The sequence below is a fragment of the Streptomyces albus subsp. chlorinus genome (genome assembly GCF_013302895.1).
Taxonomy (GTDB): domain Bacteria; phylum Actinomycetota; class Actinomycetes; order Streptomycetales; family Streptomycetaceae; genus Streptomyces; species Streptomyces chlorinus.
In genome coordinates this window covers 5,322,793-5,338,498 of the sequence record NZ_VJOK01000001.1, presented here as the reverse complement: position 1 = coordinate 5,338,498, position 15,706 = coordinate 5,322,793, and the positions used below count along the sequence as shown (strand labels likewise).

Below are 15,706 nucleotides of genomic sequence, written 5' to 3'. Positions count from 1 at the left end.
CCCGGTCGTGCCGGCAGCCGGCGGCGGACCGCCGCCCTCAGGCGTCCCCGGCGACGCCCGCGTGCCAGGTCACTGCGGGGCCGTCCACTTCTCCCACGACATGTTCCAGCCGTTGAGCCCGTTGTCCGGTCTGATCGTCTCGTCCTGGGAGTTCCTCACCTCGACGACATCGCCGATCATCGAGTTCTGGAAGAACCAGGCGCCCGGGGAGCCGTTGGCGCCGCCGCCGCGCAGATCGTGCAGGCCCACGCACCCGTGGCTGGCGTTGACCTTGCCGAACTGGAACTTGGGCGTCCAGTAGTTGCCGTGGATGAAGGTGCCCGAGGTGCTCAGCCGCATCGCGTGCGGCACGTCCTTGATGTCGTACTCGCCGCCGAAGCCCACGGTCTGCCCGTTCATCCGGGTGACCTCGTGCTTCTCGCTGATGACCATCCTGCCGTTGTAGGTCGGGTTGGCGGGGCTGCCGGAGGTGATCGGAATGGTTTTGATCTTCTTGCCGTCGCGCATCACCGTCATGGTCTTCTTCCTGGCGTCCACGACGCTGACCTGCTGCCTGCCGACGGTGAACCGCACCGTCTTGCGCTGCGTGCCGTAGACGCCGTCGGCGCCCTCGACACCGCTGAGGTTGAGGTCGAGGGTGACCTTCGTGCCCGCCTTCCAGTACTCCCGCGGCCGGAAGTCGAGGCGCTGGCTGCCGAACCAGTGGCCCTCGACCCGCACCTTCGGGTCGGCGGTGACGGATATCGCCCTCTCGACGGCGTCCCGGTCGGCCACCGGGCGGTTGAAGGTGACGGAGACGGGCATGCCGGCGCCCACCTTGTCGCCGTTCTCCGGCGTGAAGTAGCCGACGAAGGTGTTCCGCGGCACGAAGGTGGTGAACGAGGCGTGCTTGGCGGAGGCCCTGCCCTCGGCGTCCTTCGCCACCGCGTCGACCGTGTACCTGGTGCCGGCGGCCAGGTGCGTGGCGGGCTTCCAGGCCCTGCCGCCGTCGGTGAGGCGGCCGGCGACCTCATTGTCCTTGCTGTCCTTGACCGTGACCTCGGTCAGCTTGCCCTCGGCCGCGGCCACCTTGAGGGCGCCGGAGGTCCTGACGCCGTCGGCGCCGTCCTTGGGGGAGATGGTCACGACGGCCCGGGAGGGGCCCTTGGCGGCCTGTTCGCCGTCCTTGCCCTTGGCCCGCGCCCCGGACCCGCCACCGCCCCCGCAGGTGGTGAGGGTGAGCAGCAGGACGACGAGCAGCACGACGAGTCCGGCGGCGGAACCGCCTATCACCCGGGCGCGGCCGTCCCCGCGGAGCGTCTCCCACTTGAGCTTGTCCCTGGCCACGGTTCTCAGATCCACGCCGGCCCCATCCCTCACGTCCTCACACGGCTTCGCGCACCCGTGTGCGCCCCCGAACACGCGTGGACGCACCGCCGCCGGGCCGGTGAACGGCAGCTGAACGACGGCGTGCGTCCGCCTTGTTAGATAACCACACCGGAGTGACAGGTCACTCGCCCCGCGGGTCACCGTTCGGTCGCGGTTTTGGGGAGGCCGGAAGGAGGCGGGAAGGAGGCCGGCCCGGGCCGGACGGCGTCCGCCGCCGGCCGGACGGGGTCACCGCAGGGCCGAGCCCGCCACCCACTTCTCCCAGGACATGTTCCAGCCGCCGAGCCCGTTGCCCGGCGCCACCGTCCTGTCGTGCGAGCCGCGCACGGTCACCAGGTCGCCGACGAGCGAGTGGCGGAAGAACCGGCCGGCGGGCGACTTCGCGTCCCCGCCGCGCTTGTCCGCCAGCCCGATGCAGCCGTGGCTGGTGTTCTTCGTGCCGAAGATGCGCCGCGGCGCCCAGTAGTTGCCGTGCAGGAAGGTGCCGCTGCGGGTCAGCCGCATGGCGTGCGGCACGTCCTTGATGTCGTACTCGCCGCCGAAGCCCACGGTCCTGCCGTTCATCCGGGTCTTGACGAACTTCTCGCTGATCACCATGTGGCCGTTGTAGGTGGGGTTCTTCTTCGTCCCGGCCGTGATCTTGAACCGTTCGACGGTGCTGCCGCCCCGCTGGACGGTCAGCGTGCGCCGGCCGACGTCCACGACGCTGCGCTGGTCGCGGCCGATGGTGAAGCGCACCCTCTTGCGCTGGGTGCCGTAGACGCCGGGCGCCCCGCGCACGTCGCGCAGCCGCAGATCGAGGGTGACCCGCGTACCGGGCTGCCAGAAGGTGCGCGGCCGGAAGTCCAGCCGGCCGGGGCCGAACCAGTGCGCGGCCACCGGCACCCGGGGCTCGGAGCTGACCCGGATCGCGCGCTCGACGGCGGCCCGGTCGGCGATGGGGCGGCTGAAGTCGAGGGAGACGATCATCGCGGTGCCCACGGTCTGGTTGTGCTCGGGGCGGAAGTAGCCGACGAAGCGGTGCGGCGGAACGCGGGTGGAGAACGTGGCGTGCCGGATCACCCGGTCCCCCTCGCCGTCCACGGCCACCACGTCCACCTCGTAGGTGCTCGCCAGTTGGAGCACCCTGTCCCCGCGCTGCCCGCCCGCGCGTCCGGCGGCCTGACCGGCGGAGGCGGGCAGCGGGCGCCAGCTGCGCCGGTCGGCGGAGAACCGGCCCGCGACGGGACGGCCCGCGTCCTTGCCCACGCGTTGCATACGGACGCTGCGCAGCCTGCCCTCCGGTACGGAGACCTCCACCCGCGCGTCGGTCGGCACGCCGTGCGACCGGTCCTTCGGGGTCACCCGGATGGCGTCCTCCGGCGGCTTGCCGTCGTCCATGACGCCGCAGCCGGCGGGCGCGGCGCACAGCAGCGCCAGCAGTGCCGCCAGCACGCGCATCACCCAGGCGGTGGAGCGCGACGCCCCGCCGTCCCCTGCCGTCGTACCCCGTGCGCCCCGTCCCATGGCCTCCCCGTTCCTGTGTCGCTGCTGTCCGGCGCGTTGGCTGGTGCCCTTGATCGCGCGCGGGTGCCTCCCACGCGGACGTCCGGACCAACGAAGCGCGTGCGGCGGGGACACCTCGCTCACACGTGTGAGCGAGGTTTCGCCTCCGGGAAGGATGCGGAAAAGGGGCACCTGGCGGGAGCGCGGGACGGTACGGCCCGCGCGCAGCGGGCGCCGCACGGTCCCATCCGGCCGGGAGACCACGGGAGGCCGCCACGTGTCGTACCCATCCGAACCCCCCGTGAAGCGCGCACCGGATCCGGCCGCCGCCGGCGGCCCGGCGCGGATGCGGCCGGGCGTCCCCGACCCGCTCGGCGCCCGCTGCCGCACCGGGCCGGACGGTGTGGCCGGGACCGGCTTCGCCCTGTGGGCGGGCGGCGCCGAGGCCGTGGAGCTGTGCCTGTTCGACGACGACGGCTCCGAGAGGCGCCACCGGCTCGCCGGACCGACGCTGGGCGTCTGGCACGGCTTCCTGCCCGGAGTGGGCCCCGGGCAGCGGTACGGGTACCGGGTGCACGGCCGGTGGGACCCGTGGACGGGGGCGCGCTGGAATCCGGCCAAACTGCTGCTCGACCCGTACGCGCGCGCCGTGGACGGGGACTTCGCGCCGCCCGGCGCCGTGCCGGGGCAGCCCGCGGCACTGCCCGCCGAGGTACACGGGCACGTCCGCGACTGGCCGCAGCGCCGGCACGCCGACACGGTGCGCGACGAGCGGGACTCGGCCCCCTACGTCCCCAAGGGCGTGGTCGTCGGCGACGCGGCCCCCGTACCGGAACGGGAGAGGCCGCGGGTCCCGTGGGCCGACTCGGTCGTCTACGAGCTGCACGTGCGCGGCTTCACGATGCGGCACCCCGGCGTTCCCGAGGAACTGCGCGGCACCTACGCGGGGCTGGCCCACCCGGCCGCCGTCGCCCATCTGCGGACGCTCGGCGTCACGGCGGTGGAGCTGCTGCCCGTGCACCAGTTCGCCCACGAGGACCACCTGCTGCGCCGGGGGCTGCGCAACTACTGGGGCTACAACCCCGTCTGCTGCTTCGCACCCCACGCCGGCTACGCCGCCTCCGGCACCCGCGGCGAGCAGGTGACGGAGTTCCGGGAGATGGTGCGGGCCCTGCACGCGGCGGGCATCGAGGTGCTGCTCGACGTCGTCCACAACCACACCGCGGAGGGTGACGAGCACGGCCCGACCTACTCCCTGCGCGGCATCGACAACCGGGGCCACTACCGGCTCCCCGCGCACGACCCGCGCCGCTGCACCGACCACACCGGCTGCGGCAACACCCTGGACGTCTCCCAGCCGCACGTGCTGCGCCTGGTCACCGACTCGCTGCGCTACTGGGTACGGGAGATGGGGGTGGACGGCTTCCGCTTCGACCTGGCCTCCGCGCTGGCCCGCCGGGCGCACGGCGTCGACATGCTCTCCCCGTTCCTGTCCGCCGTCGGGCAGGACCCGGTGCTGCGCCGCGTCAAACTGATCGCGGAGCCGTGGGACCTGGGACCCGGCGGCTACCAGGTGGGTGCCTTCCCGCCGCCCTGGACGGAGTGGAACGACCGCTACCGCGACACCGTGCGCGACTTCTGGCGCGGGGCCCTGCCGGACCCGCGCGACCTCGGCCACCGGCTCTCCGGCTCCAGCGACCTGTACGGCGGGGGCGGGCGGCACCCCTGGGCCTCGCTCAACCACGTCACGGCGCACGACGGGTTCACGCTCCGCGACCTGGTCACCTACACGCACAAGCGCAACGAGGCCAACGGCGAGGGCAACCGCGACGGCGCGCCCGAGAACCGCTCCTGGAACTGCGGCACCGAAGGAGAGACCGACGACCCTCAGGTGCGGGCCCTGCGCACCCGCCAGATCCGCAACCTGCTCACCACCCTGCTGCTGTCCACCGGGGTGCCGATGCTGGTGGCCGGGGACGAGATGGGACGCACCCAGGGCGGCAACAACAACGCCTACTGCCAGGACTCCCCCACCAGTTGGGTGGACTGGTCGCTGCTGGCCGAACCGCGCTGGCGCGCGCTGCTGGAGCTGGCCGCACGCCTGGTGCGGCTGCGGCGCGCGCACCCGGTGCTGCGGCGCCGCTCCTTCTTCTCGGGACAGCCGCGCGCCGAGGGCGGACTGCGGGACCTGGCGTGGTTCACCGCGCGGGGCGAGGAGATGACACAGGCCGACTGGTTCGCGCCCGGTGCCACGGTGGCCATGTTCCTGTCGGGCCGCGACATCCCCGAGCGCGACGAGAGGGGGGCTCCGGTACGCGACGACAGCTTCCTGTGCGTCCTGCACGCGGGCGCCGAGGACCTGGCCTTCCGGCTGCCGGGACCGCCGTGGGGCGCCTGGTACGAGCCCGTCGTGGACACCGCGTGCGAGGGCGAGCCGGACGCCGGGCCGTACCCGGCGGGGGACGAGGTGCTGGTGGCGGCCCGGTCGGTGCTGGTGCTGCGGGTCCGCGAACGCGGTACGGCGGAGGTCTGAGCCGACGGGCGGGGCCGGCCCGCGCCCCCCTCCGGCGTGAACCCGCGCGCCCCCTCCGGCGTAAAAGGGTTCGCGCGGGCGTACCGGCCCGGCCAGACTGGATGGACGTGACCTCTCCCGCCGTCCCCGCGGCCTTTCCGCGTTCACGGAACTTCGCCCTCTTCTTCACCGGCAGGGCCGTCGCCAAGCTCGGTGACGCCATGCTGCCCCTCGCGCTGTCGGCCGGGCTCATCCAGCGGGGGCACGGCCCCGGTGCGATCGGTGCGGCCCTGGCGTCGCTGACCGTGTTCCTGGCGGGGTTCGTCGTCTTCGGCGGCGTCTTCTGCGACCGCTTCAACACCCGTGTCCTGATGATCGGTTCCGACCTGGTACGGGTCGGCACCCAGGCGCTGATGTCCGTGCTGTTCCTGACCGGCAATGTGGTGCTGTGGCAGGTGTGCGCCATCGGCGCGGTCAACGGCATCTGCGCGGGGCTCTTCCAGCCAGGCGTCGCCAGCACCATTCCGCGGGTCGCCGCCGATGTGCAGGGCGCCAACGGGCTGATACGCACGGCCGAGTCCCTGGCCATGCTGCTGGGCCCGGCGCTGGCGGGCGCGCTGGTGGGCGGCTTCTCGCCCGGCGTGGTGTTCGCCGCGCACGCCGCGACCTACGCGCTCAGCGCCCTGTGCCTGGCACTGCTGCGGCTGCCGGCGCCGGCCGGACGGGCGGCGGAGCGCTCCAGTTACCGCGCCGATCTCGTGGAGGGCTGGCGGGAGTTCCGGGCCCGCACCTGGATGTGGAGCGTCATCCTCATCTGGATGGTCTACGTGGTCACGGTGTCCGGCCCGCTGGTGCCGCTCACGGCCTCCGAGATCATCCCCGACGACGGCCCCGGCGTGTACGGGCTGGTCAACTCGGCCCTCGGAGGCGGCACCGCGCTGGGCGGGCTGCTGGCGCTGCGGTTCCGGCCGGTGCGCCAGTTGCGGGCGGGCTCGCTCGCGCTGGCGGCGTGCTGCCTCTTCCCGGCCGCCGTCGGGCTGGGCCTGCCGCCCGCCGCCATGATGACGGCCGCCTTCGTCTGGGGGGTGGGCGGCGGCGTCTGGAGCGTGATGTGGGCGACCAGTGTGCAGACGCAGGTGCCCGGCGAGATCCTCAACCGCATCCACGCCTACGAGGTGGCCGGCTCGCTCGCCATGATGCCGGTGGGCCAGGCGCTGGCGGGCCCGGCCGCGCACCTGCTGGGCGGGCGGACGGTGCTGGTCGCCGGGGGCGTGATCATGGTGGGGGTGAGCACGGCATTGCTGTCGGTGCCGGCGATCCGCGACCTGCGAGCCGTCACCGCCCCGGCACCCGCCTCCTCGCGCGGCGGCCCCCGCGAGAGCCCCGACCGCGTCCGGGGCGCCGACGCCTGAGACGGCGCCCGGGGCGGGGCGGCACCCGGGGCCGGGGCGCGAGGTCGGCGCGGGGTGCCGGGCGATGCCGGGACGGCCGCGCATCGGGGCACGGCCTCGGCCACGTCTGAGGGCAGGAGCCGCAGCCGGGCGTCGCGGCCACGTCTGAGGCGCAGAAAGCGCAGCCGGGCGTCGCGGCCACGTCTCAAGGGAGGAGCCGCAATCGGGCGGCGGCCCGTCTCAGGGCAGGAGCCGCAGCAGGGCGTCGCGGGTGCGGGTGTGGCGGGTCGTCATGAGGCGGTGCAGGGTGCGGGAGGCGAGGGCGACGCGCTGGGCGGCGCGGCGGCGCTCGGTGTCGTAGGCGCGCAGCGCCTCGGGAAGGGCTCCCGGTCCGGCGTGGCGGGTGACGGCGCGGGCGAGGGCCTCGGCGTCGAGGAGGGCGGTGCAGGCGCCCTGGCCGAGGTTGGGGGTCATGGCGTGTGCCGCGTCGCCGACGAGGGCGATGTGCCCGCCGTGCACGAAGGAGGGCAGCGCCGGATACAGGTGCCGCATCTCGTACCGGATCCAGCCGGCCGGGTCGGTTCCGCCCAGGATGCGGGGCACCGGGTCGTGCCAGCCGGTGAACAGGGTGCGCAGCACCTCGGCCGTGGTGGCCCCGGGCGCGGTGGCGTACCAGTTGGTGCGGCCCGGTTCGACGGGGGTCAGGCCGAAGAAGCCGCCGGCGCCCCAGGTCTCGCCGTGCAGCGGGCTGTCGAGGTCGGCGGTGCCGATCCAGGCGGCGGTGCCGAGGCGCCGGGGGCGGCTGCGGGTGCCGAAGAGGGCGGTGCGGACGGCGCTGTTGATGCCGTCGGCGCCGACGACCAGGTCGTACTCGCGCGCGAGCACCGCCGGGTCGGGCGCCGCCCGGCCCAGTTCGAGGGAGACCTGGCCGGTCTCCTCCAGTGCCGCCAACAACGTGTCGATCATGTAGGGGCGGGAGATGAGCAGTTCGGGGCAGCCCGCCTTCCGTTCGATGCGCTCCAGGGGCAGCCGGGCCAGCCTTCTGCCGTCGGGCGTACGGATGTGCGCGTCGCGGTAGGGCACGGCGAGGTGGCGCAGGGCGGCGCCGACGCCCTCGCCGAGCCGGTCGAGTGCCGCCTGCGCCGTGGGGTGGATGCCGAACGCGGTGCCGTACCGCTCCAGTCCGGCGCGCCGCTCCAGCACCGTCACCCGCCAGCCGGCCCGCCGCAGCCCCAGCGCGGACGCCAGTCCGGCCACCCCCGCCCCGACGACAACGGCGGTGCGCCGTCACACGGTTGTGCGCATGGGGCCTCCCCCGGTCCGGGTACCGGCACGACTCCGGCACCACCACACCTGTGGTACCACGGTTGGGGTAGTGTCGCCAAGTGCCAGCAGGAACAGCCGGAAGGGGAGGGCACGCGTGAATCCGGACCGCCGGGACCGGCTGCGGGACGCCGCCATCGCCGTACTGGCCGAGGCGGGCGGGCGCGGACTCACCCACCGCGCGGTGGACGCCGCGGCGGGGGTGCCCGCGGGTACGGCGAAGAACTACTTCCCCAGCCGTGACGCGCTGCTGCGCGGGGTCGCGGAGCGGTGCGTCGAGCAATACGGCGCCACGGTGGAACGGCTCGCCGCCCAGGCGCCGCCGTCCGGGCGCAAGGCCCTGGCGGAGCTGCTGGCCGGCCTGCTGGCCGACGTGGCGGGGCCGGGCCGGCCGCGGCTGCTGGCCTACTTCGAACTCCAGGCCGAGGCCGCACGGAAGCCGTGGCTGTCGGAGGTGCTGGACCCCATCGGCGGCTCGGACTTCCCCGCCTTCGAGGCCGTGCAGCGCGCCGCGGGCCTGCCGGTGACGCCGCACCGGGCCGCCGTGGTGACGCTGGCCCTGCACGCGGCGATCCCGCACCTGCTCGCGGGCGGCACCCGCACGCTGGGCGCCTGCGGACTGGACGATCCACCGCGCTTCGCGCGCAACCTGCTGGAGGCCGTCTACCCGGAGTCCGGCGGCTGACCCGTCCCGGCGGCGGAACGTCCGTTATGCGGGCACCGCGTTCGTAGCAACGAACAGAAATCCGGCCATCCTCCGCTCGCAGCGCGGTGCATTGGTGACATGGACATGCAATCAGTGGCAGGCTGCCGAGCGCGCGGTGCGGATCTCGTACGCCAGTCCGACCTCCGGTCGGAAATCCGCACGGTGCACCGCACTTCGGTTCTGCCCGGACGGCTGATCACCCATGCCGCCCGGCCCCCACGGCAGAAGGAGCCACCACGTGAGATCCCTCTCCTCCAAACAGCGGATATCCGCCCTCGCCGCCACCGCCGCCCTCGTCGCGGCGGGCGTCACCGCGGGAACCGCCGGCGCCGCCCCCAGCGGGGACGTCTCGGCCAGCGGCGCACTGCCCGCGAAGCTCACCTCGGCCCAGCACACCTCGCTGGTCGAGGCCGCCGCCACGAAGGCGGCCAAGGCGGCCGACGCCCGCGCGCTGGGCCTCGGCGCCAAGGAGAAGCTCCACGTCAAGGACGTCATCAAGAACAAGAACGGTGCCACGCACGTCCGTTACACGCGCACCTACGACGGTCTGCCGGTGCTCGGCGGCGACCTGATCGTCCACAAGTCGGCCGACGGCAAGCGGACGGGCACCACCAAGGCGACCGACGCGAAGATCGCGGTGAGCACCGAGGCGCCCGCCGCGCACAAGCCGGCCACCGCCGCCGCCAAGGGCAGCAAGGCGCCCCGCAAGGTCGTCTGGGCCGCCGAGGGCACGCCGCGGCTGGCGTGGGAGACCGTCGTCGGGGGCGTGCAGAAGTCCGGTGCGCCCAACCAGCTCCACGTCATCACGGACGCGAGGACCGGCAAGAAGCTCTTCGAGTTCCAGGGCATCAAGGAGGGCACCGGCAACAGCCAGTACAGCGGCAAGGTCGAGATCGGCACCTCGGGCTCTTCGGGCGCGTTCACTATGACCGACGAGAAGCGGGGCGGCAACAAGACCACCAACCTCAAGAACGGTGAGAGCGGCGACGGCGAGCCGTTCACCGACGAGGACGACACCTGGGGCGACGGGACCCCGAACGACCCGGCCACCGCGGGCGTCGACGCGCACTACGGCGCGGGTGCCACCTGGGACTACTACAAGGACGTGCACGGCCGTGAGGGCATCGCGGGTGACGGCAAGGGCGCGGTGAGCCGGGTCCACTACGGCGACAACTACGTCAACGCGTTCTGGGACGACTCCTGCTTCTGCATGACCTACGGCGACGGCGAGGGCAACAAGAAGCCCCTCACCTCGCTGGACGTGGCGGCGCACGAGATGTCGCACGGCGTCACCTCCACCACGGCCAACCTGGAGTACGCGGGCGAGTCGGGCGGTCTGAACGAGGCCACCTCCGACATCTTCGCCGCGGCGGTCGAGTTCCACGCGAACAGCCCGGAGGACACCCCGGACTACCTGGTCGGCGAGAAGATCGACATCAACGGCGACGGCACCCCGCTGCGCTACATGGACCAGCCCAGCAAGGACGGCCAGTCGCTGGACTACTGGTCGCCCGAGGCCGGGGGCGTGGACGTCCACTACTCCTCCGGCATCGCCAACCACTTCTTCTTCCTGCTGTCGGTGGGCAGCGGGGAGCGCGAGGTGAACGGCGTGAAGTACAACTCGCCCACCAAGGACGGCTCGAAGGTCGACGGCATCGGCATCGACAAGGCCGAGAAGATCTGGTTCAAGGCGCTGACCGAGCAGATGACCTCGACGACGGACTACGCGGCCGCGCGCACCGCGACCGTCAAGGCCGCCGAGGACCTCTACGGCAAGGACAGCACCGAGGTCAAGACGGTCAAGGCCGCCTGGACCGCGGTGAACGTCACCGGCGGCTGAGCCGGCGCCGTCCGGCGCGGCGCTCCCGCCCGGCCACCCAGGCCCCGTCCCCCTCCACCCGAGGGGGGCGGGGCCCTCGCGCGCGGGCGGGCACACCGGGGCCGGCTGCGGCGGCGGCGCCGGGGGACCCGCACATACGCCAACTCCCGCATATGCGGCCTGACTTGATCACGGATCTGCCTCTTGCGGTCACGGCCGGATAACGTACTGTCGGAAAAGACGGCCCTTGTCGAGCGTTCCGTACGTGACGCCCGTATCGGCACAGACCCGCCCGAGTGACGCGGGCGAGAGCCGTCCTGCCCACACCCGCACAGCAGTCCCCGAACGGTAGGAAAGTACGGAGTCCTCAGCCCGTTATCTCCCGTTATGCCCACAGGTGAGCCCATGATCGGTCGCATTCCCGTGCTCGATGTCCGCCCCCTCGTGGAGTGCGGAAAACGCCCGGCGAAGGCCGTGGCCGGCGAGACCTTCCCCGTCACGGCCACCGTCTTCCGGGAGGGCCACGAGGCGGTGGGAGCCAACGTCGTCCTGCGCGATCCGGAGGGCCGGCCGGGCCCCTGGACGCCCATGCGCGAACTGGCGCCCGGCACCGACCGCTGGGGCGCCGAGGTGACCCCCACGGTGGAGGGCCGCTGGAGCTACACGGTCGAGGCATGGAGCCACCCGGTGGCCACCTGGCGGCAGCACGCGCGGATCAAGGTTCCCGCGGGCATCGACGTCCCGCTCGTCCTGGAGGAAGGCGCCGCACTCCACGAACGGGCCGCCGCCGGGGTGCCCCGGGGCGCGGACCGGGACACCGTGCTGGCCGCCGCCGAGGCGCTGCGGGACACCGGCCGGCCGCCGGCCGCCCGGCTGGCCGCCGCACTCACCCCCGAGGTGACGGCCGTCCTGGAGCGCCACCCGCTGCGCGACCTGGTCACCGCCTCACGCCCGCTGCCGCTCCACGTGGAGCGCTTCCGGGCGCTGTTCGGCTCCTGGTACGAGCTGTTCCCCCGCTCCGAGGGCGCCGTCGTACGGGAAGGCGAGCCGCCGGTCAGCGGCACGCTGCGCACCGCCGCGGGGCGGCTGGACGCCGTCGCCGCGATGGGTTTCGACGTCGTCTACCTGCCGCCGGTCCACCCCATCGGTGAGACCCACCGCAAAGGCCCGGACAACGCGCTGTCGGCCTCGGCCCACGACGTGGGCTCCCCCTGGGCCGTGGGCTCGGCGGCCGGCGGGCACGACGCCGTCCACCCCGATCTGGGCACCATGGCGGACTTCGACCACTTCGTTGCCCGGGCCCGCGCGCTGGGCATGGAGGTGGCCCTCGACTTCGCGCTCCAGTGCTCCCCCGACCACCCGTGGGTCAAGGAGCACCCGGAGTGGTTCCGCAAGCGTGCCGACGGCAGCATCGCGCACGCCGAGAACCCGCCCAAGAAGTACCAGGACATCTATCCGCTCTGCTTCGACGACGACCCCTGGGCCGCCGAGGGCATCCTCCGTGAGACGCTGCGGGTGCTGCGGCTGTGGATGGACCACGGGGTGCGCATCTTCCGCGTGGACAACCCGCACACCAAGCCGGTGGCCTTCTGGGAGAAGGTCATCGCCGAGATCAACCGCACCGACCCGGACGTGCTCTTCCTCGCCGAGGCGTTCACGCGCCCCGCGATGGTGCACACCCTGGCGCGGATCGGCTTCCAGCAGTCGTACACCTACTTCACCTGGCGCACCACCAAGCAGGAGCTGACGGAGTATCTGACGGAGCTGACCGGTGAGGCCGCGGCCTCCATGCGGCCCAACTTCTTCGTGAACACCCCGGACATCCTGCACGCCTACCTCCAGCACGGCGGGCGGCCCGCGTTCGAGATCCGCGCGGTGCTGGCGGCGACCCTCTCCCCGTCCTGGGGGATGTACGCGGGCTACGAGCTGTGCGAGAACACCCCGGTGCGGCCGGGCAGCGAGGAGTACCTGTCCTCGGAGAAGTACCAGCTGCGGCCCCGCGACTGGGCGGCGGCCGACCGCGAGGGCCGCTCGATCACCCCGCTGATCACGCTGCTCAACCGGCTGCGCCGCCGCCACCCGGCGCTCCGGCAGCTGCGTGACCTGCGCTTCCACCACGCGGACAACGACAACATCCTCGTCTACTCCAAGCACGGCCGCCGCCAGCCGGGCGAGAGCCACGACGACACCGTGCTCGTCGTCGTCAACCTCGACGCGCACCACACCCACGAGGCCACGGTGTCGTTGGACATGACGCATTTCGCAGCATCCGGACTGAGCCCCGCTCAATTGAGCGGAGCGGAGTCCTTCCCGGTGCGCGACCAGCTCACCGGGGCGACCTACCACTGGGGCAGGGACAACTATGTGCGGCTGGCGCCGGGAGGTGAGTCTCCGGCCGCGGCGCACATCCTCACTCTGCGACCGTCCTCACCGACCGGAGGGTCAGCCACTCATGAGCGTCAATGAGCCCGTCCCCGACACGTTCGAGGACACCCCCGCCAAGGACCGGGACCCGGACTGGTTCAAGCGCGCCGTCTTCTACGAGGTCCTGGTCCGCTCCTTCCAGGACAGCGACGGCGACGGCATCGGTGACCTGCGCGGCCTGACCGCGAGACTGGACTACCTCCAGTGGCTGGGGGTGGACTGCCTGTGGCTCCCCCCGTTCTTCAGCTCCCCCCTGAAGGACGGCGGCTACGACGTGAGCGACTACACCTCCGTGCAGCCGGAGTTCGGGGACATCGCCGACTTCGTGGAGTTCGTGGACGCGGCCCACCAGCGCGGCATGCGGGTCATCATCGACTTCGTCATGAACCACACCAGCGACCAGCACCCGTGGTTCCAGGAGTCCCGGCGCGACCCTCACGGCCCCTACGGCGACTACTACGTCTGGGCCGACGACGACAAGCAGTACCAGGACGCCCGCGTCATCTTCGTCGACACCGAGGTCTCCAACTGGACCTTCGACCCGGTGCGCAAGCAGTACTACTGGCACCGCTTCTTCTCGCACCAGCCGGACCTCAACTACGAGAACCCCACGGTGCAGGACGAGATGATCTCGGCGCTGCGCTTCTGGCTGGACCTGGGCATCGACGGGTTCCGGCTGGACGCCGTGCCCTACCTGTACGCGGAGGAGGGCACCAACTGCGAGAACCTGCCGCGGTCCCACGCCTTCCTGAAGCGCGTGCGCCGCATGGTCGACGCCAACTACCCCGACACGGTGCTGCTGGCCGAGGCCAACCAGTGGCCGGAGGACGTCGTCGACTACTTCGGCGACTACGCCAGGGGCGGCGACGAGTGCCACATGGCGTTCCACTTCCCGGTGATGCCGCGCATCTTCATGGCCGTGCGCCGCGAGTCCCGCTACCCGGTCTCGGAGATCCTCGCCAAGACACCGCCCATCCCCTCCGGCTGCCAGTGGGGCATCTTCCTGCGCAACCACGACGAGCTGACCCTGGAGATGGTCACCGACGAGGAGCGCGACTACATGTACGCGGAGTACGCCAAGGACCCGCGCATGCGCGCCAACATCGGCATCCGGCGCCGACTGGCACCGCTGCTGGACAACGACCGCAAGCAGATCGAACTCTTCACCGCGCTGCTGCTGTCCCTGCCCGGCTCGCCGATCCTCTACTACGGCGACGAGATCGGCATGGGCGACAACATCTGGCTCGGCGACCGGGACGCCGTGCGCACCCCCATGCAGTGGACGCCCGACCGCAACGCGGGCTTCTCCTCCTGCGACCCCGGCCGCCTCTTCCTGCCCACCATCATGGACCCGGTCCACGGCTACCAGGTCACCAACGTCGAGGCGGCGATGAGTTCGCCCAGCTCGCTGCTGCACTGGACGCGGCGGGTGATCGAGGTCCGCAAGCAGAACCCGGCCTTCGGTCTGGGCTCCTACGAGGAGCTGTCCTCCTCCAACCCGGCCGTGCTGGCCTTCCTGCGGGAGCTGAGGCTCCCCGACGGCGGCGACGACCTGGTGATGTGCGTGCACAACTTCTCCCGCTTCCCGCAGCCCACCGAACTGGACCTGCGGGAGTGGGAGGGGCGGGTGCCCGTCGAACTGATCGGCGGCGTGCGGTTCCCCGCCATCGGCGCCCTGCCCTATCTGCTCACCCTGGCGGGCCACGGCTTCTACTGGTTCCGCCTGAGGAAGACGTAACCGTCCGCTCCCCGACTCTGTGGAGGGTCACCATGCCTGACCGCTCCTTACGCCTGGCCACCGGCACCCCGCCGGCGGACCCCGGCGGCGAAGCCGCCCTGCGCTCCCTGACCTCCGCCCTGCTGGACTGGCTGCCGCGCCAGCGGTGGTTCGCGGGCAAGGGACGCCCCCTGACGGGACTGTCCCTGGTGGCCGCCACGGAGGTGCTCCCCTGCGGGGCGGGCGGCACCGCCCCCGGCCTGCTCCACCTCCTGGTGCGGACCGGGCCCGCCGCCCACCCGGAGGACGGCGGCGACTGCTACCAACTCCTGCTCGGTGTACGGGACGTGCTCCCGCCCGAACTGGCCCCGGCACTGATCGCCCGGCCGTCGTCGGGACCGCTGCGCGGCAGGGCGGTGTACGAGGCGCTGGGGGACCCGCGGCTGGCGGGCCTGCTGCTGGAACGGCTGCGCGTCCCCGGCACCCTGGGCACGCTGCGCTTCCACCGGAGCGGCGGCGCCACTGTTCCGGCACGCCCCCGCCCGCGTCCGCTGGGGGCCGAGCAGTCCAACACCTCGGTGGTCTTCGGCGACGCCGCGATACTGAAGGTGTTCCGCCGGGTGGAGCCCGGCATCCATCCCGAGCTGGAGCTGACCTCGGCGCTCGCGCGGCACGGCTGCGCGCAGGTGCCGCCGCCGCTGGCCTGGTTCGAGAGCACGGCGCCGGGTCCCGGGGCCCAGGAGGCGTCCGGCCCCCGCACGCTGGGCGTGCTCCAGAGGTATCTGCCCGGCTCCCGGGACGGCTGGCAGCTCGCACTGCGGGCGCTGGAGGCGGGCGAGGACTTCACAGGGGCGGCCCGCGCGCTCGGCCGCACCACGGCGCGGGTGCACGCCGGGCTCGCCGAGGCGCTGCCCACCGCGACGCTGTCCGGCGCCCGGCTGGAGCGGACGGCGGCCGGGAT

The 15,706-nt window shown here is 72.8% G+C and carries 10 protein-coding genes; 7 read left to right on the top strand and 3 right to left on the bottom strand.

Annotated elements, in window-relative coordinates; all coding sequences use genetic code 11:
* Positions 1 to 69: 69 nt before the first annotated feature.
* The gene (locus FM076_RS23455) at positions 70 to 1,341 is read right to left on the bottom strand and encodes an Ig-like domain-containing protein (protein ID WP_173872922.1); all 1,272 of its coding nucleotides are present in this window, start codon (positions 1,339 to 1,341) and stop codon (positions 70 to 72) included.
* Between the two features lie 255 nt (positions 1,342 to 1,596).
* On the bottom strand, positions 1,597 to 2,874 hold the full coding sequence (locus FM076_RS23450) for a L,D-transpeptidase (RefSeq protein ID WP_173872921.1): 1,278 nt from the start codon (positions 2,872 to 2,874) through the stop codon (positions 1,597 to 1,599).
* A gap of 325 nt (positions 2,875 to 3,199) precedes the next feature.
* Here FM076_RS23450 and glgX point away from each other — a divergent pair, with 325 nt between their 5' ends.
* Both glgX and FM076_RS23440 read left to right on the top strand, forming a co-directional pair.
* On the top strand, positions 3,200 to 5,386 hold the full coding sequence (gene glgX / locus FM076_RS23445) for a glycogen debranching protein GlgX (protein WP_243275063.1): 2,187 nt from the start codon (positions 3,200 to 3,202) through the stop codon (positions 5,384 to 5,386).
* 101 nt (positions 5,387 to 5,487) lie between these two features.
* Positions 5,488 to 6,777: an MFS transporter gene (locus tag FM076_RS23440; protein ID WP_173872919.1), complete on the top strand. Its 1,290-nt coding sequence runs from the start codon at positions 5,488 to 5,490 to the stop codon at positions 6,775 to 6,777.
* Positions 6,778 to 6,996: 219 nt separating this feature from the next.
* On the opposite strand, the gene FM076_RS23435 is transcribed toward FM076_RS23440, so the two are convergent.
* Entirely contained in the window at positions 6,997 to 8,004 is a 1,008-nt protein-coding gene (locus tag FM076_RS23435) for an FAD-dependent oxidoreductase (RefSeq protein WP_180218598.1), read from the bottom strand.
* A gap of 172 nt (positions 8,005 to 8,176) precedes the next feature.
* On the opposite strand from FM076_RS23435, the gene FM076_RS23430 reads away from it, so the two are divergent.
* The 5 genes from FM076_RS23430 to FM076_RS23410 all read left to right on the top strand — a co-directional run.
* The gene (locus tag FM076_RS23430) at positions 8,177 to 8,764 is read left to right on the top strand and encodes a TetR family transcriptional regulator (protein ID WP_173872917.1); all 588 of its coding nucleotides are present in this window, start codon (positions 8,177 to 8,179) and stop codon (positions 8,762 to 8,764) included.
* Positions 8,765 to 9,023: 259 nt separating this feature from the next.
* A complete protein-coding gene (locus tag FM076_RS23425; protein ID WP_345945181.1) occupies positions 9,024 to 10,625 on the top strand; it encodes a M4 family metallopeptidase in 1,602 nt (533 codons plus the stop codon).
* 384 nt (positions 10,626 to 11,009) lie between these two features.
* Positions 11,010 to 13,070, top strand: a complete 2,061-nt coding sequence (locus tag FM076_RS23420) for an alpha-1,4-glucan--maltose-1-phosphate maltosyltransferase (RefSeq protein WP_173872915.1) — start codon at positions 11,010 to 11,012, stop codon at positions 13,068 to 13,070.
* Positions 13,057 to 14,766 carry a maltose alpha-D-glucosyltransferase gene (gene treS / locus FM076_RS23415; protein WP_173872914.1) on the top strand — a complete coding sequence of 570 codons (1,710 nt, stop codon included), beginning with the start codon at positions 13,057 to 13,059 and terminating at the stop codon, positions 14,764 to 14,766. The genes FM076_RS23420 and treS overlap by 14 nt, the downstream gene beginning before the upstream one ends.
* Before the next feature lie 32 nt (positions 14,767 to 14,798).
* Positions 14,799 to 15,706 (top strand): maltokinase N-terminal cap-like domain-containing protein (locus FM076_RS23410; protein WP_430625931.1); only part of this gene is annotated, 908 nt, incomplete at its 3' end.